Origin of the sequence: Dactylosporangium sp. NPDC048998, assembly GCF_043197855.1 — a bacterium.
Lineage (GTDB): Bacteria > Actinomycetota > Actinomycetes > Mycobacteriales > Micromonosporaceae > Dactylosporangium.
In genome coordinates, this window is the sequence record NZ_JBICTV010000006.1 from 406,198 (window position 1) to 431,282 (window position 25,085).

General features: G+C 74.6%; 21 protein-coding genes. 11 read left to right on the forward strand and 10 right to left on the reverse strand.

What is annotated here, in order from left to right; genetic code table 11:
• Positions 1–415 precede the first annotated feature (415 nt).
• The 3 genes from ACGFI8_RS18585 (at position 416) to ACGFI8_RS18595 (ending at position 4,276) form a co-directional block, all read left to right on the forward strand.
• Positions 416–1,186 (forward strand): WecB/TagA/CpsF family glycosyltransferase, encoded by a 771-nt coding sequence (locus ACGFI8_RS18585; protein WP_392806406.1) that lies wholly within the window; start codon positions 416–418, stop codon positions 1,184–1,186.
• 46 nt (positions 1,187–1,232) lie between these two features.
• Complete coding sequence (asnB, locus tag ACGFI8_RS18590; RefSeq protein WP_392806334.1) at positions 1,233–3,119, forward strand: asparagine synthase (glutamine-hydrolyzing); 1,887 nt, start codon at positions 1,233–1,235, stop codon at positions 3,117–3,119.
• A 62-nt stretch (positions 3,120–3,181) separates the two neighbouring features.
• Positions 3,182–4,276 carry a sugar transferase gene (locus tag ACGFI8_RS18595; protein WP_392806336.1) on the forward strand — a complete coding sequence of 365 codons (1,095 nt, stop codon included), beginning with the start codon at positions 3,182–3,184 and terminating at the stop codon, positions 4,274–4,276.
• A gap of 12 nt (positions 4,277–4,288) precedes the next feature.
• Here the strand turns inward: ACGFI8_RS18595 and murJ are convergent, their stop codons facing one another.
• On the reverse strand, positions 4,289–5,869 hold the full coding sequence (gene murJ / locus ACGFI8_RS18600) for a murein biosynthesis integral membrane protein MurJ (RefSeq protein WP_392806408.1): 1,581 nt from the start codon (positions 5,867–5,869) through the stop codon (positions 4,289–4,291).
• 219 nt (positions 5,870–6,088) lie between these two features.
• Here murJ and ACGFI8_RS18605 point away from each other — a divergent pair, with 219 nt between their 5' ends.
• Positions 6,089–7,597, forward strand: a complete 1,509-nt coding sequence (locus ACGFI8_RS18605; protein WP_392806338.1) for a trehalose-6-phosphate synthase — start codon at positions 6,089–6,091, stop codon at positions 7,595–7,597.
• 129 nt (positions 7,598–7,726) lie between these two features.
• Here ACGFI8_RS18605 and ACGFI8_RS18610 read toward each other — a convergent pair whose 3' ends face one another.
• Entirely contained in the window at positions 7,727–10,645 is a 2,919-nt protein-coding gene (locus ACGFI8_RS18610; RefSeq protein WP_392806340.1) for a DUF6493 family protein, read from the reverse strand.
• Complete coding sequence (locus tag ACGFI8_RS18615) at positions 10,642–11,991, reverse strand: SWIM zinc finger family protein (protein WP_392806342.1); 1,350 nt, start codon at positions 11,989–11,991, stop codon at positions 10,642–10,644. The genes ACGFI8_RS18610 and ACGFI8_RS18615 overlap by 4 nt, the downstream gene beginning before the upstream one ends.
• 161 nt (positions 11,992–12,152) lie before the next feature.
• On the opposite strand from ACGFI8_RS18615, the gene ACGFI8_RS18620 reads away from it, so the two are divergent.
• On the forward strand, positions 12,153–13,046 hold the full coding sequence (locus ACGFI8_RS18620) for an ADP-ribosylglycohydrolase family protein (RefSeq protein WP_392806344.1): 894 nt from the start codon (positions 12,153–12,155) through the stop codon (positions 13,044–13,046).
• 50 nt (positions 13,047–13,096) lie between these two features.
• Here ACGFI8_RS18620 and ACGFI8_RS18625 read toward each other — a convergent pair whose 3' ends face one another.
• The 3 genes from ACGFI8_RS18625 to ACGFI8_RS18635 form a co-directional block, all read right to left on the reverse strand.
• The gene (locus tag ACGFI8_RS18625; protein ID WP_392806346.1) at positions 13,097–14,338 is read right to left on the reverse strand and encodes a condensation domain-containing protein; all 1,242 of its coding nucleotides are present in this window, start codon (positions 14,336–14,338) and stop codon (positions 13,097–13,099) included.
• 78 nt (positions 14,339–14,416) lie between these two features.
• A complete protein-coding gene (locus ACGFI8_RS18630; RefSeq protein WP_392806348.1) occupies positions 14,417–14,878 on the reverse strand; it encodes a PPOX class F420-dependent oxidoreductase in 462 nt (153 codons plus the stop codon).
• Positions 14,879–14,927: 49 nt separating this feature from the next.
• Positions 14,928–15,680: a polyprenol monophosphomannose synthase gene (locus ACGFI8_RS18635; RefSeq protein WP_392806350.1), complete on the reverse strand. Its 753-nt coding sequence runs from the start codon at positions 15,678–15,680 to the stop codon at positions 14,928–14,930.
• Between the two features lie 147 nt (positions 15,681–15,827).
• On the opposite strand from ACGFI8_RS18635, the gene ACGFI8_RS18640 reads away from it, so the two are divergent.
• A complete protein-coding gene (locus ACGFI8_RS18640) occupies positions 15,828–17,402 on the forward strand; it encodes a diguanylate cyclase (RefSeq protein ID WP_392806352.1) in 1,575 nt (524 codons plus the stop codon).
• A 30-nt stretch (positions 17,403–17,432) separates the two neighbouring features.
• Here the strand turns inward: ACGFI8_RS18640 and ACGFI8_RS18645 are convergent, their stop codons facing one another.
• A complete protein-coding gene (locus ACGFI8_RS18645) occupies positions 17,433–18,458 on the reverse strand; it encodes a medium chain dehydrogenase/reductase family protein (protein ID WP_392806354.1) in 1,026 nt (341 codons plus the stop codon).
• Between the two features lie 80 nt (positions 18,459–18,538).
• A complete protein-coding gene (locus ACGFI8_RS18650) occupies positions 18,539–19,090 on the reverse strand; it encodes a TetR/AcrR family transcriptional regulator (RefSeq protein WP_392806356.1) in 552 nt (183 codons plus the stop codon).
• Positions 19,091–19,177: 87 nt separating this feature from the next.
• On the opposite strand from ACGFI8_RS18650, the gene ACGFI8_RS18655 reads away from it, so the two are divergent.
• The 4 genes from ACGFI8_RS18655 to ACGFI8_RS18670 are packed head-to-tail and all read left to right on the forward strand — an operon-like array spanning position 19,178 to position 21,784.
• The gene (locus ACGFI8_RS18655) at positions 19,178–19,636 is read left to right on the forward strand and encodes a GntR family transcriptional regulator (protein ID WP_392806358.1); all 459 of its coding nucleotides are present in this window, start codon (positions 19,178–19,180) and stop codon (positions 19,634–19,636) included.
• On the forward strand, positions 19,633–20,517 hold the full coding sequence (locus ACGFI8_RS18660; protein ID WP_392806360.1) for an ABC transporter ATP-binding protein: 885 nt from the start codon (positions 19,633–19,635) through the stop codon (positions 20,515–20,517). Before ACGFI8_RS18655 ends, ACGFI8_RS18660 begins: the two co-directional genes overlap by 4 nt.
• Positions 20,514–21,485, forward strand: a complete 972-nt coding sequence (locus ACGFI8_RS18665; protein WP_392806362.1) for a hypothetical protein — start codon at positions 20,514–20,516, stop codon at positions 21,483–21,485. The genes ACGFI8_RS18660 and ACGFI8_RS18665 overlap by 4 nt, the downstream gene beginning before the upstream one ends.
• Positions 21,486–21,520: 35 nt before the next feature.
• Positions 21,521–21,784 (forward strand): PilZ domain-containing protein, encoded by a 264-nt coding sequence (locus ACGFI8_RS18670; RefSeq protein ID WP_392806410.1) that lies wholly within the window; start codon positions 21,521–21,523, stop codon positions 21,782–21,784.
• A 10-nt stretch (positions 21,785–21,794) separates the two neighbouring features.
• Here ACGFI8_RS18670 and ACGFI8_RS18675 read toward each other — a convergent pair whose 3' ends face one another.
• The gene (locus ACGFI8_RS18675) at positions 21,795–23,075 is read right to left on the reverse strand and encodes a YbiU family protein (RefSeq protein ID WP_392806364.1); all 1,281 of its coding nucleotides are present in this window, start codon (positions 23,073–23,075) and stop codon (positions 21,795–21,797) included.
• Between the two features lie 89 nt (positions 23,076–23,164).
• Between ACGFI8_RS18675 and ACGFI8_RS18680 the strand changes: the two genes are divergently transcribed.
• The gene (locus ACGFI8_RS18680; RefSeq protein ID WP_392806366.1) at positions 23,165–24,322 is read left to right on the forward strand and encodes an ROK family protein; all 1,158 of its coding nucleotides are present in this window, start codon (positions 23,165–23,167) and stop codon (positions 24,320–24,322) included.
• Here ACGFI8_RS18680 and ACGFI8_RS18685 read toward each other — a convergent pair.
• Entirely contained in the window at positions 24,273–24,950 is a 678-nt protein-coding gene (locus ACGFI8_RS18685) for a M23 family metallopeptidase (protein ID WP_392806367.1), read from the reverse strand. The two genes, ACGFI8_RS18680 and ACGFI8_RS18685, sit on opposite strands and share 50 nt — an antisense overlap.
• Positions 24,951–25,085: the final 135 nt, after the last annotated feature.

A 25,085-nucleotide genomic window follows, 5' to 3' on the forward strand; every position in this document is an offset into this window, starting at 1 on the left:
TGTCAAGAGCCTCCCCACTTCGGTCGACAACCGTGAACGGCTGACGACCCTGGGGCCTGGACGAAACGTCCGGGCCCACCCGAAGACACCGTGCGTGGGCGTCGTTGACCCGGCCCACCTGATCCAGGGCAGCGCTGGAAATCCCGGCACGCAAACGCCGCGTCACCTCACAAAGCCACCCCTGCACGCTCCAGCCCGCCACGTTTAGCGGCGGCCGCAGGGGTATGGCTCGCGGACGCCCCGCAGCGAGTTCGCACTGTGCCGCACAGCTTGCGGCACGTGCGAAGGGGGCGAAGCGAAAGGAACGCGGTTGAGTATCGGGTTTGCGCCGGGCCGCCCCCGCACGCCGGGCGGCCCGGCAGTGCGCCGCGCCTCGACGGGGATCGATGGCGGTAAACGCAACGTGTTGGGCGTCATGGTCGACGTCATCGACTACGACGCGGCCGTCGCGCACGTGATCGCGGCCGCCCGGGACCGGCGCCCGTTCATCCTCACCGCACTGGCCGTGCACGGCGTGATGACCGGGGTCTCGAGCCGCACGCATAACGCCCGGCTCAACGCCTTCGACGTGGTGACGCCGGACGGCCAGCCGGTGCGGTGGGCGCTCAACCTGCTGCACGGGGCGGGACTGCGGGACTGGGTCAGCGGGCCCGACCTGACGCTGCGGGTGCTGCGCCGGGCGGCCGCCGAGGCGCTGCCGGTCTACCTGTACGGCTCGACGGCACCGACCGTCGAACGGCTGGCGGACTCGCTGACCGAGGCGGTGCCGCGGCTGCGCATCGCCGGCGCCGAACCGTCGAAGTTCCGCCCCGCCCGGCCCGGCGAGCCCGCGCAGATCGCCGAGCGGATCAACCGGTCGGGTGCCCGGCTGGTCCTGGTCGGCCTCGGCTGCCCGCGCCAAGAGGCGTTCGTCCATGCGATGCGACCGCTGCTGTCCATGCCGCTGCTGGCCGTCGGCGCCGCATTCGACTACCACGCCGGCCGGCTCACCCCCGCGCCGCTCCCGATGCAACGGTACGGCCTGGCCTGGCTGTGGCGGCTGACCCGCGAGCCGCGCCGGCTCTGGCGCCGCTACCTGCTCCTCGGGCCCGGCTACCTGGCCCGGCTGGCCGCGCAGAAGACCCGGCTGTGGACCCCGGTGGCGCCCGAGCCCGCGTACCGGCCGCCCGAGCCGCCGCCGGTCTGACCGCACCCGCCAGCCCTGTCAGCGATCAGCCGAAGCGGAGAATCGAATGTGCGGAATTGCCGGCGTGGTCACCGCCGACGGCGCGCGCGAGGTCGACCCAGACCGGTTGCGTGCCATGTGCCGTACCCTCACGCACCGCGGCCCGGACGACGAGGGCTGCTACGTCAGCGGCACGGTCGGGCTGGCCGTACGGCGCCTGGCCGTCATCGACGTGCGGCACGGGCGGCAGCCGGTGCGCTCCGAGGACGGAACCGTGCACGCCGTGCTCAACGGGGAGATCTACAACCATCAGCGCCTGCGCCGCGAGCTCGCCGCGCGCGGCCACCGGTTCGCGTCCGGCAGCGACGCCGAGGTCATCCCGCATCTGTACGAGGAGTACGGCCCCGGCTTCGTGCGGCACCTGGAGGGCATGTTCGCCATCGCGCTGTACGACGGGGCCCGCCGCCGACTGGTCCTGTGCCGCGACCGCGTCGGCGTGAAGCCGCTGTACTACGCCGAGCGCGACGGCGGCCTGGTCTTCGGCTCGGAGATGAAGGCCGTGCTGAGCGCCGTCCCCGACCGCACGCCCGACCTGCAGGCGTTCAGCGCGTACCTGTCGCTGATGTACGTGCCGGCGCCCCGGACCATGTACCGGGAGATCCGCAAGCTCGCACCGGGCACCTCGCTGGTGTGGCAGGACAACGCGTACACGGTCGAGCCCTACTGGGCCCTCGCCGACGTCGCGCCCCGCGCCGGCGTGAGCGCCGCCTCGGCCCAGCGCGTCCTGCGCCACCTCATCGTCGACGGCGTGCGCCAGCAGATGGTCGCCGACGTACCGCTCGGCTTCTTCCTCAGCGGCGGCATGGACTCCAGCACCGTCGTCGCCGCGGCCCGCCTCGCGCGGCCGGACGCCGTGCTGAAGACGTTCTCGGTCGGCTTCGCCGACCGGTCCTACGACGAACGTGGCGAGGCCGCCCTGGTCGCCAGGCATTTCGGCACCGAGCACACCGCCCTGCTGGTCGAACCGCAGGCCGACGACGTGGCGGAGGGCATGCTGCCCGCCTTCGACGAGCCGTTCGCGGACCCGTCCATGGTGCCCACCTACTACCTGTGCAGGCTCGCCCGGCAGAAGGTGACGGTGGCGCTGAGCGGCGACGGCGGGGACGAGCTCCTCGCCGGCTACGCGACCTACCAGGCGGACAAGCTAGCCCGCTACTACCGGCACCTGCCCCGGCCGCTGACGGCCCGGATCGCCCCGGCCCTGCTGCGCTTCCTGCCCAGCTCGGACGCCAAGGCGAGCTTCGACTTCAGGGCCCGGCGGTTCGTCGAGAACGCGATCGAGGACCCGGGCCGCAGCCACTACCTCTGGCGGGTGGTCTTCCGCGAGGCGCACAAGGCGCGGCTCCTGCAGCCCGACGTGTTCGCCGAGATGACCGACGCCTACGAGACGCACGAGCCGCACCACCTGGCCGGCGCGGGCTTCGACCCGTTGACGCGATTCCAGTACACGGACGCTCACGTGTACCTCCCCGACGACGTGCTCACCAAGGTCGACCGGCTGAGCATGGCCCACTCGCTGGAGGTCCGGGTCCCGCTGCTCGCCACCCCCGTGCTGGAGTTCGCCTTCTCCCTGCCGGGCCGGTTGAAGCTCCCAGGCCTGCGGCCGAAGTGGTTGCTGCGCCGGGCGATGGCCGGTCTGCTGCCACCGGAGATCAGCGCGATGCGCAAGAAGGGCTTCAACGCGCCGCTGCCCAGGTGGTTGCGCGGTGTCTACCGGCCACTGCTGCGCGAATACCTGAGCCAGGACGTCCTGCAGCGGCAGGGCTACTTCCGATTCGACGAGGCGAACGCGATCGTCGAGCGGCACCTGAGCGGCACGGCCGACCATGCCCGCGAGCTGTGGATCCTGTTGCTGTTCACGATGTGGGCCGAGCAGGAGAAGGCGTACCGCTAGTGGCCCCGAGCCACGGCGACGTGTGCGCCACCACGTTGTGGTACTGCTGGAGGTAAGAAAGCGTGAATTACTGGGCGCTGCTCACGTCGCTCATCCTGGCGTTCCTGCCCGCCGTCGTCCTCGCATCCCTGATCTCGCAGCCGGCCCGGGCCTGGGCCTGCCGGATCGCCTTCCTGGTCTCGGTGGGGCTGATGCTCGTGCCGTGGCTCTGGATGCGCCTCGGCTACGACGTCCCGGCGCGCGCCGCCCTGCTGCTGGTGACCGGCGCATTCGCGGGCGGGATCGTGCTCAGCGCCGCCACGGCCGGGCTCGTGGAGGACAACGCGCCGCCCTCCCTGGGCGTCCAGCGCATGGTCCTGTCCTACCACAGCCCGGGCCGGCTGCGCGTCCGTCCGACCCCCCGCGGGAAGCGGCTGTTCGACATCGCCGGCGCCCTCCTCGGGCTGACCCTCACGCTGCCGTTGTGGCCGGTCATCGCGCTGCTCATCTGGTTTGAGGAGCCGGGCCCGATCTTCTTCACCAAGAACTCCGTCGGCCGGGGCGGCGGCACGTTCCGGCAGTTCAAGTTCCGCAGCATGCGGTACGGCGCGGAGCGCCTCACCGGCCCGGTGGCGTCGGTACCGAGCGATCCGCGCACGCTCACGGTCGGCCGGTGGCTGCGCCGCTGGCACCTGGACGAGCTGCCCGAACTGGTCAACGTCCTCGGCGGCTCGATGAGCCTGGTCGGCCCGCGCCCGCTGCGCACGGTGCTGGTCCTGACCCATCTCAACGCCGTGCCCGGATACGCCGAACGGCACAGCGTGCGGCCGGGGATCGCGTGCATCGCCCAGATCGAGAAATTCGACATGCCGCCCCAGGAACGGCTGGAGAAGGATCTCGCGTACATCGAGGAGCAGAGCGTGCTGTTCGACCTGAGGCTGCTCGGCCGCGCCGCGGTGACCACGGTTCGCGGCGAGCGCCGGTACCACATCGACCCGGTGGTCGTGCCCGCCAACCGGGCCGCCGCCGATCCGATCGCCCGGCCCGAGTCCCCCGAGCCGGCCGAGTTCGTGGAGTTCGCGGAGTTCGCCGAGCCCGTCGAGTCCGTCGAGGCGGCCGAGTTGGCCGCCGAGCCCGCCGAGCCGATCGAGCCCGCGGGGCGCATCCCGGGCGCCTGAACCGCCGGCCGGTCAGCGGTCGGGGCGAGGTGCGCCCGTCCGGAACCCGGCCGTCGCGGTGGCCACGAGCCGGCGGAGCTCGCCGAGGCCGAGCAGCCGGGCGGCGACCGCGTACGTGGCCGCGCCGAGCAGGCCGGCGACGGCAAGGACGAGGGGAGTCGCGATCCAGGCCGGCCCGGTCAGCGTCGTCACGAGGCGGGCGCTCGCGCCGGCGGCGGAGCCGGCCGCGGCCGCCGCGACCAGCACCCGGGCGTGCGTGCGTGCCAGCCGGTGACCGTCGATGCGGCCCAGCCGGTGGCGCAGGACGAGGCCCGCGATGACCATGCCGGTGGTGTACGCCGCCGCGTACGCGATCGGGACGGCGACCACGATCTGCCTGCGGGTCAGCAGCTCGACGGCGGCCAGGCACCCCGCCACGCCGACGACGCTCACCGCGCTGCTGATCAGCGCGGGCGTCCTGGTGTCCTGCATGGCGTAGAACCCGCGGAGCATGATCGAGTAGCCCGTGAACGGCACCACGGCGAGTCCGAATCCCGCCATGACCGCCCCGACCAGGCCCACGGTCGACGCGGCGCTGCGGCCGTGGGCGAACAGCAGCGTCGCGACCTGCGGTCCGAGTACCACCATGGCCGCCGCCACCGGGGCGAGCGCGACGCTGGCCAGCCGGATGGCCAGCGACAGGTCGTCGGTGATCCCGCGGTGGTCCAGGCGGGCCGCGCTGCGGCTCAACCGCGGCAGCAGCGCGGTCATCACCGAGACGGTGACGACCGCGAACGGCAGCTGGAACAGCGCGTACCCGTTCTGGAACGCGCTGATGCCGCCCAGACCGCTGATCGAGGCCGATCTCGTGGCGACCGCGAACAGCAGCTGCGCCGCGGCGACGGACAGCAGCACCCAGCCGCCGAGCCGGCCGATGCGGCCGATCCCAACGCCCCGAAGGTCGAGCCGGAGCCGGACCGGAAAGCCGCTGCGGGCCAGCGCCCACAGCACCAGGGCCATCTGGGCGAAGACCCCGGCGCTGGTACCCAGGCCGAGCAGCAGCAGCTGGGTCGTGGTCAACGCGTGCGCGCCGGTGGTACCGCCGGCCACGAGGTACAGCGACCCGACCGCGATGACGATCAGGCTGTTGGCCGACGGGGCCCACATCGGCGCGGCGAAGCGGCCCCGGGTGTTCAGCACGGCGCCCGTCGCCGCGCTCACCCCGTAGAAGAGGATCTGGGGGAGGAAGAACCGGGTGAACACGACGGCCAGCTGCCGCTGGTCCGCGGTGAAGCCGGGCGTGTACAGCTCCACGAGCAACGGGGCGAACAGCGTCGCTACCAGGGTGACCGCGACCAGGCCGCAGCCGATCATCGACAACAGTCGCTGGGCGTAGGCCACGCCGTCGTCGGGGTCGTTGAGCGCCGCCCGGGTCAGCAACGGCACGACGACGCTGGCCATCGCGCCGCCGACGACCAGCTCGTACACCGTGTTCGGCAGCGTGTTCGCCAGGTTGTAGCTGTCCAGCAGCCGGCTGCCCAGGCCGAGCGCGGCCGACAGCACCAGCACCCTGGCGAATCCCGCTACCCGCGACGCGAGCGTGGCCACGGCCATGCCCCGGCCCGCGCGTCCCAGGGACGATCCGACTGCCACGCTGACCTTCATAGCGCAGGTGCCCGGCCGCCGTCCGGCCAACCGGCGCGGAGAGCCCGGTTCCGACGGCCGGAGGCGGGTTCGCGATTGTCACGAGATTGCCACGATGCCGCAGGCGGGCCGTCATGGCCTCGGAGCAGGCTCGTCTCGATGTATCCCGCCTCGACGGACCCCGGGTCGATGAACGGAGCGGGCCGCCACGATCTCGTCGTCGTGTCGAGCCGCATCCCCGCCGAGCCACTGGGCACCGGGCGCAGGCCGGCACGCTGGGCCGGCGAGCACGCCGCATGGGCCGGCGCGCTGGGGCCCGCCCTGGCCGCGCGCAACGGTGCCTGGGTGGGCTGGAACGGCCGCGCGGACAATCGCACGTCGCCGGTGAAGTTTCAGGCCGTGGCGCTGCATCCGGTGGCGCTGTCCGCCACGGACGTCGCCGATCACCTCGAGGGCCAGTGCGCGTCGACGATCGTTCCGCTGTACCACGACGCGGTCGAGCGGCCCGCCTTCCACCGCCGGTGGCGGCGCGCGTACCGCTCCGTCAACGAGCGGTACGCGGCGGCAACGGCGGCAGTGGCCGCGCCCGGCGCCGCCGTATGGGTGCACGGCCACGAGCTGCAGCTCGTCCCGACGCTGCTGAGGGCGGCCCGGCCCGACCTCACCATCGGCTGTTACCTGCCGCTGCCCGTGCCCCCGGTCGAGCTGTTCGGCAGGATGCCGATGCGCTCGGAGATCGTCGACGGCCTCCTCGGCGCGGACGCGATCCGCGTTCCGGACCGACGCAGCGCCGGCAACCTCGTGCGGCTGGCGAGCGATCTCGGCGGGTACGAGGTCGACGACCGGGTCGTGATCGCCGGCGGTCGCCGGGTCGTCGTCGACGCGCTGCCGATGGGCGCCGACGTCGACACGGTCGAGCAGCTCGCGGCGGGAGCGAACGTGCGGCGGCGGATGGACAACCTGCGGCGGGAACTACGCCAACCGCGCGCCGTGCTGCTCGCCGTCGACCGGCTCGACGCGACGAGCGGCGCCGAGCAGCGGCTCACCGCCTTCGGGGAGCTGCTGGCCGATCGCCGGCTGCACGCGACCGACTGCATGCTGGTCCAGGTCGTCGTGCCGGCCGCGCGGCAGTCCGCGGAGCAGGCCGCGATCCGCACGCGCGTCGAGCAACTGGTGGCCCGGATCAACGGCACGCACAGCGCGGTCGGCCGCCCGGCGGTACATTACGTACACCGCAACCTCGACCCGGTCGATCTGGTGGCCCTGTTCCGTCTGGCCGACGTGTTCCTGGCCACCTCCCTGCGGGACGGCGCCAACCCGACCGCCAAGGCGTTCGTCGCCGCCCGGCTGGACAACACCGGCGTGCTCGTGCTCAGCGAGTTCAGCGGCGTCGCCGGTGAGCTCACCGAGGCGACGATGGTCAACCCGTACGACGTGGAGGACCTCAAGCGGGCGATCGCCGCGGCCGCCGACCCACGCCGCGCCACCGCCGAGGAGGCGGCGATGCGCCGGATGCGCCAGTCGGTGCGACGGTACGACGCGCGCTGGTGGGCCGGGCGCATGCTGGCCGTGCTGGACACGTGCCGCCCAGCGAACCCCAGCCAACAGATCACGGCCACCGAGACGACGCGACAATTCGCTGCGCCATCGGAATCGCTGACGCAGCCCCCGGGCCCGCCTTCTCGATCACGACGGTGACGCCTCCGAGGGAGCCCGGCCGACGCGAACGGCGCGGCGGTCAACTCATCCCAGGGCGGTGACGCGGCACCGGGCCTGGGCGGTCACGACTTCATCCGCAGAGCGGTAGCGCGGCGGCGGTCTGGGCGGTCAGGACTTCATCCCCAGGGCGGTGGCCAGGCGGCGGGCCTCGGTGGTCAGGCGAGAACTCCCGCGGCGGGCGGCGAGGTCGGCCAGGCCCGGGATCTCCGCCGGGCCGGGCGCGGCCGGGGCGGTCTCGGCGGCCAGGGTGAGCAGGTCGGGCGTGCCCCGCGGCGGGGGTGCGGCCGCCAGCAGCGCCGGCAGGGCCGCGGCGAGCAGGCGAAACACCGTCCGCGGGGCGCCGGCCGCGGCGGCGTCGCGCAGCGGCTGCAGGGCCCGGGTCAGCGTCACGGCGCCACCCGCGGCCAGGACGCCCAGGTGCCGGCCGGCCGTCTCGGCGTCGAAGGACTCCGCGGCCGCCAGCAGCAGGAGGGCGTCCAGCGCGGCGACGCGGTCCGCCTCGTGGCGGGCGGCGAGGCCGTATGCGACGGCGATCGGCAGCGCCGGGCCCGGGTCGCCGGCGGCCTCGGCGAGCAGCGGCAGGACGGCGGCCCCGCCGCGTTGGTCCATGTCGGCGGTCGCGGCGACGTCGGGCAGCGCGTACGCGGCGGCCAGGCCGCGATGCCACGGCAGCAGCCCCGGCCACAGCACATGCCAGCCGCCGCTCCCGGCACCGACCGGCGGGACCGGCGACCCGAGCAGCCCGAACGTCTCCACACCGCCCGCACCCGCACGCGCACCGCCCGCACGCGCACCGGCCGCACGCGCACCGGCCGCACTGGCACCATCCGCACCCGCGCCGCGGGCCGCCGGCGCGGCCGAGGCCGAGGTGCCGACCCGGACGCGAAGGAGCGGCAGCGAGTCGTGCTCGTAGTCGCCGGCGTGTTTGCGCGGGCGGCGGGGGACCGTTTCCAGTTGCCACCGGGGCGACGGCAGGCCGCCGCCGCGCAGCCAGGCCGCGACGCGGGCGCCGGCCGGGATGCCGAGGGCCTCCGCGCGGGCGGCGGACGGCTCGTCGGGGCCGGGCGGCAGGCGCAGCAGGGCCTGGGCGAAATCCCACGGCCACGGCTCACGATCGCCGAGCGCCGCCAGCCGGTCGAGCAGGACGGCCGTGTCCAGGGCGCCGTTGGCCCACGTAGGCGCGGCGAGCAGACCGACCGTTCCGGCCGAGCCGACCGGGACGCCGAGGCCAACCGGGCCGACAAAGCCAGCCGGGCCGACCGCGTCGCCCGGGCTGACGGGGCCGGCTGAGCCGACAAAGCCGACGGGGCCGAGCGAGTCGATCGGGCCGACAACGCCGGCTGAGCCGACAACGCCGGCTGAGCCGACAACGCCGGCTGAGCCGACAACGCCGGCTGAGCCGACAACGCCGGCTGAGCCGACCGGGCTGGTAAAGCCGACGGGGGTGACGAGGCGGGGCGCGTGGTCCGGGCGGGCGGCGTGCATGCCGATCTCGGCGAGGCGGGCGCGCAGGAGCCGGTGCGGTGGCGGTACCCGCGGGTCGGGTGTCGGCTCGCCCAGCGCGAGAAACCGGCGCGCCGCGGCGAGCAGGGCGGCCCAGCCGCCCCGGCGCACCGTTGCCTGCCCGGCGTCGATGGCCGAGTGCAGGACGCCGGTGAAGGTGCCGCACAGGCAGCACGGGTCCCAGCCGTGCTCGCCCATGCCCTCGCGGTGCCGTTCGAGCACCGGCAGCAGCGCGGCGCGCAGGGCGGGGCGGTCGGCGGCGGACAGCCGGACGAGGGCGTCGGCGATGCGCTCCAGGGGCAGCAGCGCGGCAAACGGGCGGCCGCTGTAGAACGCGGCCACCTCCTCGGCCAGCTCGTCCGGGTCGGTGATCGGCGGCGGCGCGGGGGCCGGGGGCGGGGGCGGCGGCAGGTCGTCGCCGGTCGCCACCGCGACGACAGCGACCGGTACGTCACCCCCGTGCCGCGCGGCCAGGGCGGTCGCCCGCTCGCGCAGCTCGACGGCGGGGTGGTCGGCGGCCTCGGCCAGGGCGGCGGCGACGTCGGCGGCCCGTGCCGGATGGCGGCGGGCGAGGGCGTCGAGCCACGTGAGCTGGGCGCGGACCAGCGCCTTGTCGGGGCGGCGCAGCACGGCCTTCGACGCCTCCAGAACTGCGTCGAGGTCGAGGTCGGGCGCGGTGCGCAGCGCCTTCTGCGCGGCCGTCGCCACCGGGGACGGCGCGTCGGCGAGCAGGCGCAGGTAATCACCCGCGTGGGCGGCCACGTCGGCCGGCGCCGGGGCGAGTGCGGCCAGTAGGGCGAGGAAGCCGCGCACGGCGGCCGGGCGGCCGCCGTGCAGCAGGCGGCCGAGGCAGCCGCGCAGCAGCATGTCGCGGTCGAGGCGGCCCTCGGCGGCGAGCTCGGCGAGGGCCTGGATCAGGGCGAGCTTGCCGCCGGGGCGGCCGGTCTCCCACACCGTCAGCCGCTCGCCGGCGCCGTCGAGCGTGAAGACGCGGGGGAGCAGCGCGTCGAGGAACGGGTCGGTGCGCAGGCGCTCGGCGATCGGGCGGGAGCGCAGCCGCTCCTCGACCGGGAAGTCGAGGTCGGACAGCCAGCCCAGCACGAACCAGTCCGTCGCCGGCGGCGGCAGGCCCTCCGCGGCGAGCAGCATCGCGGTGAACGCCCACAGCCGCTGGTCGTCGTTGGCGGGGCGCGGGTCGGCCAGCCGGGTGACGAGCTCGGGCAGCCAGGTCACGCCGCGGGCACGGGCGGTGGTCACGACCGCGTCGGCGGTCCCACGGCCCGGCGACATCCAGCTGCGGGTCAGGATCCGCGCCGCGGCGGCGGCCGAGGGAGCGCAGCCGATCGTGGCCACGGCCAGGGCGGACAGCTCGTCGCCGAGCCAGTGGTTTTGGGAGCGGCGCTTCACGTAGGCGAGCAGCTCGCGGGCCGTCTCGGCGCGCCCGGCGTCGTCGAGGGCGGCGACCTCCAGGGCCACCGTCGCCACCCGGCCACACCGGATCAGCTCGAAGTCGAACGCGGTCATGCCGTGCCGGCCATGGTAGCGGCTGTGGTAGAGGCCGTGGCGATGGTGACAGCCAGGGCGTGTTTGCACGGGCCGCGGCCGCCGCGGTGCTTCGCCCACCACGGGCACGTGCAGGTCAGGGCGCCGTCCGGCAGGCGGCGCACCCGGTAGGTCTGATCGCCGCTGCGCACCGTCGCCGCGGAACCGTCGAGGGTGACGGCACCGGACTCGGCCAGGGCCCGCGCGCCGACCAGGCGCGGGTTGTCGCGCTCGGCGCGGGCCGCGTCATACGGCAGCACGCGGTGGAAGTACGCCGCGTCGGCCACGTCGTAGCCGACCCGGCCCGCGGTGCCCAGCTGGGCCAGGGCGGCCCGGACGCGGCCCGGCCCGAGGCCCGCGGCGGCGGACAGGTCAGCCACGTCGATCGTCGGGTCCCACGACAGCAGGGCGCCGATCAGCTCGGCGTCGTCGGCGACGTCGTCGCCGGCCAGGGACGCGAGCGCGGCGCCCTCGCCGGAGAACCCCCGGTGCGGCTCGGGCGACAGCGTCAGCGTGAGCCGCAGCGCGCCGGTGTCCAGCTCCCAGGCGCTCGCCACCGGCGGCGACCCGGCCGGGACCGGCGGGCCGTAGACGCGCAGGCTCCGCGAGTGCCGCAGCAGGCCCCGCAGTGCGGCGAGGCGGCCCGCGCCGGCCAGGCAGACCGCGCCCGGCACGGGTCGCGAGGTGAGGCGCAGCGAGCGGCCGGCCGGCACCGCCCACAGCACCGAGCGGTCGTTCGCCCCGGGCAGCCGGCGCAGGAAGGCGCCCGCCTCCGCGGCCGTGAGCTCGGCGCGCAGGTCGAACCCGGCGGACAGCACGTGGACCTCGGCGAACCCGCGCAGCCACCGGGTCGGCAGCGGCACCTTCTTCTCCACGACGGTGCCGTCGAGCGTGGACGCGGTGAGGTCGTCGGGGCCGACGGACAGGTGCAGCGGGTCGAGCCCGGCGATGCGGGCCAGCGCCTCGCGCAGCGGCGGGTTGACGTCGACGTTGGTGGTGCCGTGGCCGAGGACCTCCCCGTCGAGCCCGGGCGGCAGCGCGTCGAGCCGCGCATACACCCCGCAGCAGCCGGAGAACGACTCGAACCGCAGCCGGTCGGCGCTGCCGGTGACGACCGGGTCGAGGCTGGCCGGGTCGCGCGGCTGGAAATACCGGGTGCGGGCGACGTCGGCGACGGCGAGCAGCCCGGCCGCGGCCGCCGCCGGCGTGGTCAGAAACCCGGCGAAGAACCGCGGGTTGGCCGCCGGCCCGCCGCAGGTCTGCAGGTCGACGCCGCCGTCGCCCGCGGTGGACGGGGCCAGATACCGATACTGCTGCACAACACTCACGCCGGCGAGGCTAGCCCGGGGGTATGACATTTTTTTCAGGCGAGCGATGGCCGCCGCGGCGGTGTTCGCGCTGTGGCGCCGCGTCGGCCAGCTGCCCACGCGCTGCACCAGGAAAGCGACGCGGACGAGCTGGCCCGGTTCGGGTAGGGTCGGGCACAGCCATGACCGATATCGCACTCTGCCACGACAGCCTGGACGGGCTCAGCGTGGGCGACGCGCTCGGGGCGCAGTTCTTCGTCCCCGGCACCACGTTTGAAGACCTTCTCGACGGCAGCGCCCCGGCGGGCTCTTGGCCGTGGACCGATGACACCGAGATGGCGTGCACGCTCGTGGGTGAGCTGCGCCGGCACCCCACCGTCGACCAGGACCGGCTCGCCCGGGCGTTCGCGGAGCGCTTCGAGCCCTACCGCGGCTACGGCGGCGGCGCGGTGGTGATCCTGCGCCGCATCCGCGCGGGCGAGCCCTGGCGGGAGGTGACCCGCGACGCGTTCGGCGGGCAGGGGTCGATGGGCAACGGCGCCGCCATGCGGGTCGCGCCGCTTGGCGCCCTGCACGCCGGCGACTCGCGGACCGCGGCGCTGGAGGCGATGCGCTCCGCCGAGGTCACGCACGCGCACCCGGAGGGCATTCTCGGCGCGGTCGCCGTCGCGGTGGCGGCCGCCGAAGCGGGCTGGGCGCGGCTGGTGCGCAACCGGCCCACGCCCGCGGAGCTGCTCGACGCGGTCCACGGCTACCTTGTCGACGGCGGGGTCCGCGACGGCGTGCGGCGGGCCCGGCGGCTGCTGGGCGCGAGCGTCGCCGAGGCCGCGTACGAGCTGGGCAACGGCGCGCAGGTCCTCGCGCAGGACACGGTGCCGTTCGCGCTGTGGGTCGCCGCGACCCGGCTGGACGACTATCCGGCGACGGTGCGGGCGTGCATCGAGGCCGGCGGGGACGTCGACACGACGGCGGCGATCGCCGGCGGGATCGTCGCCGCGTACACCGGCCGCGCCGGCATCCCGCCGGCCTGGCTCGAACAGCGCGAGCCCCTGGCCGCGTGGGCCGTCTCGGATTGAACTCGGACTGACCTCGGACTGACCTCGGATTGAACTCGGACTGAACCTGCTCAGACGAGCTCCTCGATCGTGCGGGCGATCGCCTCGACGTCGGCGGGGGAGAAGCAGGCGGTGTCGACGTCGAGCGTCAGGCGTACCGCGCCCGGCACGTCGTCGGCGTGCAGGAACAGCGGCTCCGTCGGGCCGGGCGGCGGGGCGGTCCAGGTGAGCGTGCCGGGGTCCGTCCGTTCGGCTCCCGAGCCGGCCGAGCGGAACGCCGTGGCGGCCGTGGCGCGGCGGTCGTTGAAGCACGGCGTCGGGGCGTCCGGCATCGCGAACGGGTCGTAGTAGGCGTACTTGCGGGCCGGCAGCGCGGCACGGGCCACGTTCGCCACCGCCTCGCCGAACCCGCCGGAGACGTCGGCGACGCACAGGCCCAGCTGGGTGATCGGGCTGACCACATCGGACAGTCCACTTCGGAACCGGTTGCTGACGACCTGCCGCACGGCGACCGTGCCGCGCCCGGCGACCCGGCCGATCGCGGCCAGGTATGCGGCGAGCAGGACCGTGGACTGGTCGACGCCGGTGCGCCCGGCCGCCTCCGGCAGCCGGGCGGCGAGCCTGGGCGACTCGAGGAGGCACTTACGGTACCGCTGCGAAGACCGGATGCCGGTCGTGAACGGCTCGAGGCCGGGCGCGTGCCGCTCCCAGTGCCGCAGGGCGCCGGCGTGCTGGCGCGCGCCGGCCGGGGACGCCTGCCACTCGACGAGGTCCAGCGGCCGCAGCCCGGCCACCGGCGCGGCGACCCGGCGGGTGACCTCGTCGACCATGACGGCCGCGCCGATGCCGTCGGTGACCAGGTGCGGCATGATGGCGACCAGGCGGGCCGGGCGGCCGCCGCGGCAGACGACCGCCATGCGCATCGGCCAGTCGCGGGCCAGGTCCGGCTCGGTGCCGCGGTAGGCGCGCTCCACCGCCGCGGCGACGTCGTCCGGGTCGGCCCCGTCCGCCTCGACGACGTCGAGGTGCGCGACGCCGGCCGCGGCGACGGACTGGCCGGGCGGGCCGCCGTCGCGCGGGCGCAGCCGGGTGCGGAACGCCTGGTAGCGCTCCATCGTGTACCGCAGCTCCGCCTCGACGTCGGCGACCGTCGTCCCGCCGGGCACGGGCCGGTGCCCACCCATCGGCAGCCATGACCGCTCGCGCAGCATGGCCTGGTACATCGCGCGCTGGCCCCACGTCAGCTCCGCGTCGCCGGCGCCCTCGCCGGCGAAGGGGACATCGACGCGCGCCACGGCGTTCGGTACGTCCATCGGCACAGGATCCGCACAGGCCGGGGCCGTCACAAGACTGGCGTCAGGACCAGTTTTCCGCTAATGCACGGGGCGCGCTCACGCCAGCCGGGCCGGGAAACCGCCGGTCGCCACCGGCCCCCACCGCTCGATCGTGATGCGCAGCAGCGACTTGCCCTGCGCCACCATCGCCGCACGGTATTCGTCCCAGTCCGGGTGCTCCCCGGCGATGCAGCGGTAGTACTCCACCAGCGCCTCGAGCGCCTCGGGCAGGTCGAGCACCTCGGCGACCCCGTCGACCTGCACCCAGGCGTCGTTCCAGTCGTCGGAGAGCACGAGCACCGACACCTGCGGGTCGCGGCGCAGGTTGTTCACCTTGGCGCGCTCCGGGTAGGTCGAGATCACGATCCGCCCCTGCCCGTCGACCCCGCACGACACCGGCGAGGCCTGCGGCCGCCCGTCGGCGCGGTTGGTGATGACGATGCCGTGGTGGCGCTTGGCGAGGAACTCCACCAGCGCGTCCCGGTCGACCCGGTCGTTCGTCGCGATTTTCCGTGCCATGCGTTCGACCGTACCCGGTGGCGGAGCGCGCGCAGTGGCTCACCGAGGGCTACGAATCCTGCCGGGCCAGGGCGGCGCTGCGGGCGAGGCGCAGCTTCCACGGCATGAGCGCGGACTCCAGCTGGACCCGCAGGCTCATCTTGGACACGCCGCGGGTGCGGTCGGCGAAGCGGATCGGGACCTCGACGATGCGCATGCCCCGCCGGACGGTCCGGTAGTTCATCTCGACCTGGAACGAGTACCCGTTGCTCTGGATCGAGGCGATGTCGATGCGGCGCAGCGTCTCGGCGCGCCACGCCTTGAAACCGGCGGTGGCGTCCTTGACGCCCATCCGCAGGATCGCGTCGACGTAGAAATTCGCCCACGTCGACAGCGCCTTGCGGTGCCACGCCCAGTCGCCGGCGACCGAGCCGCCCGGCACGTACCGCGAGCCGAGCACCACGGCCACGTCGTCGGCGGCCAGCGCGTCCACCATGGCCGGGATGGCCGAGGAGGGGTGGGACAGGTCGGCGTCCATCTGGATGACGACGTCGGCGCCCTCGTCGAGCGCGCGGAGCATGCCGGCGACGTACGCCCGGCCGAGCCCGTCCTTCGCCGTGCGGTGCAGCACGCCGAACGACTGCGGGGACTCCAGCGCCAGCTTGTCGGCGACCTCGCCGGTGCCGTCCGGGGAGTTGTCGTCCACGACCAGCACATGCAGCCGCACCGGCAGCGCCGCCAGCTGCTCCACCAGCTTCGGCAGGTTGTCGCGCTCGTTGTAGGTCGGCACGACGACCGTGATCTTCCCAAACCCGTCTGGCACTGCTCATACCCCTCGCGCAAGCCACGTATCGAGATCCTTCTCCCGACCCTATCGGACGGCGGGCTGCGGGGTGGAACGCGGCCATTCGTTTAGATTCGCCACCGTGCGGACGATGAGAGCGGACAGCACGGACATGAGGGAGGATTCATGCGGCTGCGTGTGAGCGCCGACACGCTGGTGCCCATCGGCGCGGCCGTCGCCGTGCTCGCCGTCGTGCTCGGCGTCGCCGTGCCCGGTACGGGCGGGCGGATCGTGTACATCGTCGCCAACCTGGTGCTCATCGGGCTGCTGATCTTCGTGATGCGGCGCACCGCCCGCCTGCCGCGTCTGCCGCGGGACACCGCGCGGTTCTGGTTGAGCCTCGCCTGGGCGCTGACCGTCTACGCGGTGGGCATGGGCATCGACCTCGCGTCCGTCGCCGCGCGGGCGGCGACCGGCCGGGCGGTGTCGATGCTCGGCTCGGAGATCGTGTACCCGATCGCGGGGCTGCTCACCATGTACGCCGTGTTCCAGTATCCGACGACCGCCCGCACCCGCAACGACAAGATCACCGTCGGGCTGGACGCCACCGTCGTGCTGCTCGGCGGCGCCTCGTTCATCTGGTACTTCGGGGTCAGCCGCCAGTGGGACTCGGGCCGCGGCTGGCTGGAGCTGTCCGCCGTGCTCGCGCTGCCCGCGATGCTGCTCGTCTCCGGCTTCGGCATCCTGAAGATCGCGTTCGTGGGCGTCGGCGTGATGGCCCGCCGCCCGCTGATCTTCTACGCGCTGTGCGTCGCGCTCTCCGCCGGCGCGACCGCGCTCTCCGACGACCAGGCCGGTGACGCGCCGCTGGCGGCCAACGTCCTGCTCTTGCTGTCGCAGATGTGCTCGCTGACCGGGGCGACGCTGCAGTACCGGATCAACGCCGTGGCGCCGCTGGGCCGGCCCCAGCGCGCCGGGCGCCGGTCGTTCAGCGTCCTGCCGTACGGCGCCTCCGCGGCCGCGTTCGTCCTGCTCGCCGTCGTCGTGTGGCCCCACCTGGACTGGCGGGAGTGCGGTGTGCTCGGCGGCACCGGGCTGCTGCTGTGTTTCGTGACGATCCGCCAGTTCGTCGCGCTGCGCGAGAACGACCGCCTGCTGGCCGAGAACCGGGCGCTCAACGCGCAGCTGCAGCGCCAGGCCTGGTACGACGAGCTGACCGGCCTGGCCAACCGCGCCCTCTACGCGCGCAGCATCGCCGAGGCCGTCGAGCGCCACGCCGCGGACGGCACCGACACCGCCGTGTTCCTGATCGACCTCGACGACTTCAAGGTCGTCAACGACACGCTGGGCCACGACGCCGGCGATACGCTGCTACGCGAGATCGCCGCCCGGCTGCTGCGCGAGGTCCGCGGCGGCGACCTGGTCTGCCGCCTCGGCGGTGACGAGTTCGTGGTCCTCGCCGACCGGCCGTCCCGCGACGGCGCCGGCGAGCTGGCCGACCGGCTGGTCCGCGCCCTGGCCGCCCCCGTCGACCTGCCCGCGGCCCGGGTCCGCGTGGGCGCGAGCGTCGGCGTCGCGTTCGTCGGCGACTCGGCCGGTACGCCGGGCGCCGGGCCCGCGGACGTCCTGCGCCGCGCCGACCTGGCGATGTACCGGGCGAAGGGCTCCGGCAAGAACGGCTGGCGGCTCGCCGGCGGCCCACGGGTGGACACGCCGGCGGATCCGGGCGCGCCGCGCCCGGATCCGTCGCTGGTCCCGTGATGCGGCTCAGCCCACCGCGAGCCGGTCGGGTCAGGGGACGAGGACGACCTTGCCGGCGACCGTGCCGGACTCGGCCAGGCGCAGCGCCTCCGGGGCGCGGCGCAGCGGGATGCGGGCGGCGACCTGCGCGGTCAGCGAGCCGTCGGCGAGCAGCGCGAACACCCGCGTGAGGTCCTCGCGCATCCGGGCCCGGAACGCGGCGGGGCGGCGTCGGCCGGCCCACAGGTTGTAGAAGGCGGCGCCGCGCCCGTTGGGCAGCAGGTTCCACCACAGCAGGCGCCCGAACAGGGCCAGGACGGGCAGGCGGGCGTTTCCGGCGACGTCGCGGGTGGCGGCGGTACCGTAGGAGACCAGCGTCCCGCCGCGCCCGACGAGCCGCCACGAGTCGACGATGCCGGGGCCGCCGACGTGGTCGAACACCGCGTCGTAGCCGCCCGGTGCCAGAGCCCGGGCCCGCGCGGCGAGGTCCGGGGCCCGGTAGTCCAGCGGCTCGGCGCCCAGCGCGCGCACGGCGTCGTGGTGGCGCGCCGACGCGGTGCCGACGACCCGGATGCCGGCGTGGCGGGCCAGCTGGGTGAGGGTCGAGCCGACGCCGCCGTTGGCGCCGAGGACCAGGATGGTGCCGCCGGGGCGGACCTTCGCGGTGCGGTGGAGCATCTGCCAGGCGGTGACGCCGTTGACCACGACCGTCTCCGCGGCGGCCGGGTCGACGCCGTCGGGGACCGGCACCAGGTCGGCGGCGTCGACGGTGACCGCGGTGGCCCAGCCGCCGGTCTTCGTCACGGCCGCGACCCGGGTCCCGGCGAGGCCGGGGTCGACGCCGGGTCCGACCGCCTCCACCTGGCCGACCAGGTCGTACCCGGGGGTGAACGGGAAGGGCGGCTGGTCGTAGTACTTGCCGCGGCGCATCTGCTGTTCGGCGAACGACACGCCGCTGGCCTCGACGCGCACGAGCGCCTGGCCGGGGCCCGGCGCGGCGAGCTCGCGGTCGCGTACGAGCAGGCCCTCGGGCTCGACGATGCCGGGCAGGACGATCTCGGTGGTGAGCGTGGTCATGGGGTACACCCTCCTCGGTTTGTATGTGTGCACTCACTTACATCTGATGCCACAAAAAGCGCGCCGTGCGTACGGCAGGGTCACGACACGTGACGCATGCCGTCGGTCAGCGCGCGGGCCCACGACTCGTCCATGTTGTCCGTGTTATCCAAGCCGGCGGTGACGATGAGGTGGCATAGTTGCCCGTACGCGACGAAATGCTGGATCTGCCGGTCCTCGGCCCCGGCCGCGCGCAGGAAGTGCACGAGCCGCTTGTATCCGGCCCGCACCGCCGCCCCGACCTCGGGCACGTCACTGACGCTCTGCGCGTGCACCTGCAGCAGCAGCAGGTCGCGGTCGCCGATGAGCTCGGCGTAGGCGTCACCGAGGCTCTCCAGCAGCTGCTGCGGCCCCTGACCCTCGGCCCGCTCGGCCGCCGCCTCGAGGGTGGCGAGGATGCGCTCGTAGCACGCCTCGACGGCGGCGACGAACAGCCCGAGCTTGCCGGAGAACAGCCGCAGCGCGTACGCCTCGGAGATCCCGGCCGCCGCGGCCACCGCGGTGACCGGCGTCGCGTGATACCCGTTGCGGGCGAACACGGAGACGGCCCGGTCGAGCAGAACGGCCCGCCGGGCCTCGGCGGTGCTTCTCATGTAAGTCAGTACACACTCACAAACGTAGGTTGTCAACCCGGCCGCCGCTTGTTGACGTACCGTCGCCGGCAGTTTTATGGTTTTACTATGGAAGTAGATAAAGACGGCGTCTCGCGGATCCGGTTCGTGCTCGATGCCGCGTCCGGGGTGCCGACGTATCTGCAGCTCGTGCACCAGGTGGAGCAGGGGCTTCGGCTCGGCGTGCTGCGCGACGGGGACCAGCTGCCGCGCATCAAGGATGTCGTCGCGGCGCTCGCGATCAATCCCAACACCGTGCAGAAGGCGTACCGGGAGCTGACCGCGCGCGGGATCGTCACCACCCAGCAGGGCGTCGGCAGCTTCGTGCAGGGCACGCTGCCCGTCGTCGACCTCGCGGGGCAGGCGGCGCTGCGGCGCCGGCTCGTGGGCTGGGTGCGCGCGGCCCGCGAGGCGGGGCTCGACCACGGGGGCATCGCCGCGCTCGTCAACAGCGTGCTGCAGGAGGAGAGCCGGGAGGAGACCGCCGCGACGCCGGCGCTCAGGCGGGGAGGCAGGGGAGTGGCATGAACGCGATCGAGACGTTCCGGCTCACGCAGCGCTACGGGCGGACCGTCGCCCTCCACGACTGCACGCTCGCCGTCCCGGCCGGCCGCGTGGTCGCGCTCGTCGGGCCCAACGGAGCCGGCAAGACCACGCTGCTGGAGCTGGCGATCGGGCTGCGCCGGCCGACCTCGGGGCGCATCGAGGTGCTCGGCGCCGACCCCGGCGCCCGCCGCGACCGGGTCGGGTTCGTGGACCAGCACGCCGCGCTGTACCCGGCGCTGACCATCCGCGAACTGCTGCGCCTCGCCGAGCACCTCAACACCCGCTGGGACGCGGCGGTCGCGTGGGAGCGCATCGAGGCGCTCGGGCTGCCGCCGTCGCGGCGCTTCGGCGCGCTCTCCGGCGGCGAGCAGGCGCAGGTCGTCCTCGCGCTCGCGCTGGGTAAGCGGCCCGAGCTGCTGCTGCTCGACGAGCCGCTCGCCCGGCTGGACCCCCTCGCCCGGCACGAGTTCCTCGCCGCGTTGCTGACCGCGGTCGCCGAGCACGAGATCTCCGTGCTGTTCTCCTCGCACCACCTCGCCGAGCTGGAGCGGGCGTGCGACTACCTCGTGGTGCTGCGCGCCGGTGCGGTACAGCTGGCGGGGGAGGTGGACGACCTGCTGGCCCACCACCAGCTGCTGACCGGCCCCGCCGACCGCGCCGACGAGGTCGCCGCCGCGCACGCCGTGGTGTCCGACGCGCGGGCGGCCGCCCAGGCGCACCTGCTCGTGCGCACCCGCACGCCGCGGCCGAAGCCACCGCCCGGCTGGCAGCGGCGCGAGGTCGCGCTCAACGACCTCGTCCTGGCGTACCTGCGCTCCACGGCGGCCGCGCTGCCCGGGCCGCGAGCGCTGGTGACCCGATGAGCGCGCTCGCCGCCGCCACCGCGCCGCGCGCCGGCCGCCGCCCCCGCGCCCTGTGGCCGACGTGGCGCCTGCACCGCACCGCCCTGCTCACCAGCGCCGCCGTCCTGCTCGCGCTCGTCGGCGCCCTGCTGTTCACGGGCCTGCGGATCCGGCAGTCGTACCGCGAGATCGGCCTCGACGCCTGCCTGCCCGCGTGCGGCGATGCGCAGCTGAGCGCGTTCGCGCTGCAGGCGCAGCGCTGGGGCCTGTGGACGCAGTTCCTGGCCCTGCTGCCCGGCCTGCTCGGCATGTTCGTGGGCGCGCCGCTCGTCGCCCGCGAGTACGAGGCCGGCACCTTCCGCTTCGCCTGGACCCAGGCCGTCACGCCCCGGCGGCTGCTGCTGACCAAGGTGGCGCTGCTCGGCTCGGCCCTGCTGGCCGCCACGCTCGGCTTCAGCGCATTCTTCCACTGGTGGTACACGCCGATCGCCGCGATCAAGGACCGCATCGCGCCGTGGCCGTATCACGCCGACGGCGTCTACCTCGCCGCCGCGACCCTGTTCTGCCTCGCCCTCGGCGTGTTCGCCGGCGCGGTGCTGCGCCGCACGGTCGTGGCCATGTTCGTCACCGGGGCCGCGTGGGTCGGCGTGTTCCTCCTCGACTGGTACGCGCTGCGCCCGCGCTACGCCGCGCCGATCCTCGCCGCGGCCGACACCCACGGCCTCGGCCACGGCGGCCGTGCCTGGGTCGTGGACAGCTGGGTCGTCGACCCGGCCGGCCACCGGCTGTCGGAAGCCGAGTGGAACGCGATCCTGGCGCTGCACGCGAACGACCGCACCTGGACCCAGGGCGACTACCGGACCTGGGTGCTGTACGAGCCGGGCGAGCGCTTCTGGCAGTTCCAGGCCATCGACGCGGCCTGGCTGACCGCGGCCGCGGCGCTGCTGGTCCTGGCGACGCTGTGGTGGCTGCGCCGCCGCCCCACCTGACCGGCGACATTTCGTAACGCTCCCACACCGTGGAGATGCTCGACCTGAGCGTCAGCGGCGTGCGCTGCGCGGCGCCGCCGGACTGGCACCCGAGCCCCGGCGCCCCGGTCGAGCTGACGCTGGACCTCGTCGACCAGCGCACCTCGGCCCGGGGCCGGGTCGTGCGGATCCTCGACGGCGACGACGGCGAGGAGATCGGCATCGAGTTTCTGCGGCTCGACCCGGCCGCCGCGGCCGGCATCGAGGCCTACCTGGGGCACCTGCTCGAGGCGGAACAACGCGAGCTCACGGCGGACTGAACTCCTTGCCTCATCGTGCCGGGGCCAGGTCCAGCCCGCGGCGCCCTCGCTCGTTGAGGTCGGCGAGGCGGAAGCGGTCCGGCCAGGCGCGCTCGTAGTGCTCTTCGGGGAAGTCGGCCGGGCTCGAACCGGTCTCGAGGGCCTCGCGGACGCTCGCCGCGTACCGCTCGTTGCGCGGGCACCACGGCGCCGCCGGGATGTACATGACGTTGCCCCAGCCGCGCTGGTTCCGCACCGGCGCGACGCTGTGGATCATGTCGCAGTGCCACCAGACCGAGTCGCCGGCCCGCACGTCGGGGATGCCGGCCCGGGCGCGCATCAGCAGCGGGTGCCAGCGCTCGCTGGCCGGGAAGACCTGGTTGACGGTGACGCCGCACATGTCGTCCTCGGCAACGTCGGCGAGCAGGGGGCGCAGCATGAGGTACGCCATCGCGGACGGGATCGGCACCGTGTGCAGCACGCCCTGGTCGTGCGCCATGTCCGACAGCGCCGTCCAGCCCTGGAAGGTGCGAAATACCGAGCACATCGTCGTGCCCGGGTACTGCGGGCCCGCGGTGCGGTAGGCGGCGTCCCACGGGTCGTACTCCTCGACGCTGCCGTCGAACAGGTGCCGGAACGCGCGCTGGTAGGCCTCGGTCATCCACAGGTCGAGCGTGCCTGGGTCGAGGTGGGTGCCCAGGCCGGCCGAGTCGGCGCCCTCCGGCCGGCGCCGGATGCGATCCGGGTAGAGCGAGTCGCGGTCCGGGTCGAACCACCGCTCGCCCTGCGAGTCGTACCGCCACTGCCGGTTGAGGAACGCCTGCACCCGGCCCATCCGCTCGCTCTGGCGGGCCTGCATCTGGGCCGGCGACCAGTAGATCGGGTAGATCTCGGGCTTCGAGCCCACGGTGCCGAAGAAGTCGTCGCCGGGGCCGCGGTAGGTCTCGAAGAAGCGGTTGCCCTCGACGTACTCGACGATGTCGCGGTCCCAGCCCAGCGCCTGCTCGCGCTCGAAGTGCCCGCGCACGACGAGGCAGCCGCGGCGGTGCAGCAGGGCGGCCTGCTCGGCGGGGACCGTGCCGGCGGCGATGTCGGCGTACTCGATGACCGGCCAGACGTGCTCCCCGCGCGCCAGGGCGGCCTCGACGTCGGCGACCTCGGCCTCGATGCGCCGCTCGACGACGGCGAAGACCTCCTCGACGGTGCGCCCGGACGCGGCGATGCGGGCCCGGATGGCGGCCTTGATCTCGCGGATCGCGCCCGGGAGGTCCTCGGGGGTCTCCTCCCAGTGCGGCAGGGCCGGTGCTGACACGGCGACTCCTTCTAGTCAGGTCTCCTTATTTGAATTGACGGTACCCATGGAGCTCGCTTCTAGGCAAGGGTCCTGACTAGAATCGGCACGTGGACGCTGCGCGACCCTCCCTGGAGCTGCTCCGGTCGCTGACCGACGAGCACGTGCTCCGCGCCCTCATGCGGCACCGCCGGCTGACCCGGGCCGAGCTGGCCGCGCAGACCGGCATCTCGAAGCCGACCGCGGGCGAGAGCGTGCGCCGCCTCGCCGAGCGCGGCCTGGTCGAGGACACCGGCGAGCGGACACCCGGCGGGCGCGGCAAGGGCCGGGTCGGCTCGTACTACGCGCTCGCCCCCGCCGCCGGCACCGCCCTGGCCATCACCATCGCGCCGGAGGGGATCGCCGGGGAGGCGGTGGACGCGTACGGCGACATCGTCGCCCGGGCCACCCGCGCCCTCGACCGCCCGGCCGCGTCCGCACACGTGTCGGCGGCCCTTGAGGAAGTGGCGCACGAGCTCGGGCCGGCGCCACGGCTGGCCGTGGTGAGCGCCGCCGACCCCGTCGACCGGCAGACCGGCCGGCTGGTGCAGCTGCCCGACGCGCCGTTCCTCGTCGGCGAGCTCGACCCGGTCGCGGTCCTCACCCCGCACGTCGCGGGCCCGGTGACCGTCGACAACGACGTCAACTGGGCCGCCCGGGCCGAGCGGGAGCACGCCGGCGACGACTTCGCCTACCTGTACCTGGGGGAGGGCCTGGGCTGCGCGGTGGTCGGCGACGGCGAGGTGACCCGCGGGCGCACCGGGCTCGCCGGCGAGATCGCCCACCTCCTCACCGCCGGCCCGGACGGCCGCGCCGTCCCGCTCATCGAGGTCTTCGGGCAGCTCGGCCTGCGCCTGCCCGGCTCCACCGCGATCGACGCGGCGGCCGTGCCGGCGGCGCCGGACCGGCGGGCGATCGGCGCCGCGGTCGCCGGCGTCGTCGCCGCGATCGTGGCGCTGGCCGACCCCGGGCGCGTCGTCGTCGGCGGCACCTGGGGCCCCTCGCTGCTCGACGCCATCGGGGCGGCCGTGGCGGAGCTGCCGCGCGCGGTACCGCTGCAGGCCGCGGCGGCGAAGGACCCCGCGCAGGCGGGCGCCCGCCGCGACGCGCTCGACCGCCTGCGCGCGGCGATCGTCGCGGACGCGGCCCAGGACGGCGGCGCGCGGGCCGGCCTCGCCGCTACCGACCCGAGCCGGGAGCCGGCGAAGGCGGACAGTTGCGGCTCGTGACGTCCCGGTGTGTCGACGGCGGGCCGTCGACGCGCAGCGGGCCGGTGGCGGCGCTGCCGTCGGAGGTGATCCCGGACGGTACGCCGTCGAAGACGGACTCGACCTTGTCCTGCACGCCGCGGGTGTGGCGCGGGTCGCGGGTGTCGTCGAGCTGCTCGTAGTGCAGGTGGTCGACGCGGGTGGAGCCGGTGTGGCCGACCCGGCCGAGCGGCTGGCCCTGCCGCATGGCCTGGCCGGTGCGCACCTCCGGCTCGCTCGCCAGGTGGCCGTACTCGGTGAACCAGCCGCCGCCGTGGTCGATGATCACGCCGTAGCCGAGGCCGCCGCGGGTGCCGGAGGCGCCGGGCGGGGCCGGGGCGCCGTCGTCGAGCGTGGCACTCCAGCCGGCCCACGCCACCGTGCCGGCCGCCGAGGCCACGACCGTCCGGCCGCCGCTCGGGCCTCCGGTGTAGAAGAAGTCGATGTCGTAGTCGTCGTGGCCGGGGTACGTCGTCAGGCGCCACGCCTCGCCGCACGGGAACGGTAGCTGGAAGTCCGGCCGCGGGCCCGGCGTGGCGGTGTGCCCGTCGGCGCGGCGGGTGAGCACGAGGTATGACACGACCGCGCACGCGACGATGATTGACAGCATCGTCCACCGGTAGACGCTCCGCGCCCTCAACCCGTCACCATCCTCGCGCAGCAATCTACCGTGCGGCTCGCAGGCAACGTCCAGGATCGTGCGGTACCGTCAGCGGCCGAGGGGTAGTTAACTGATGGCGTTTCG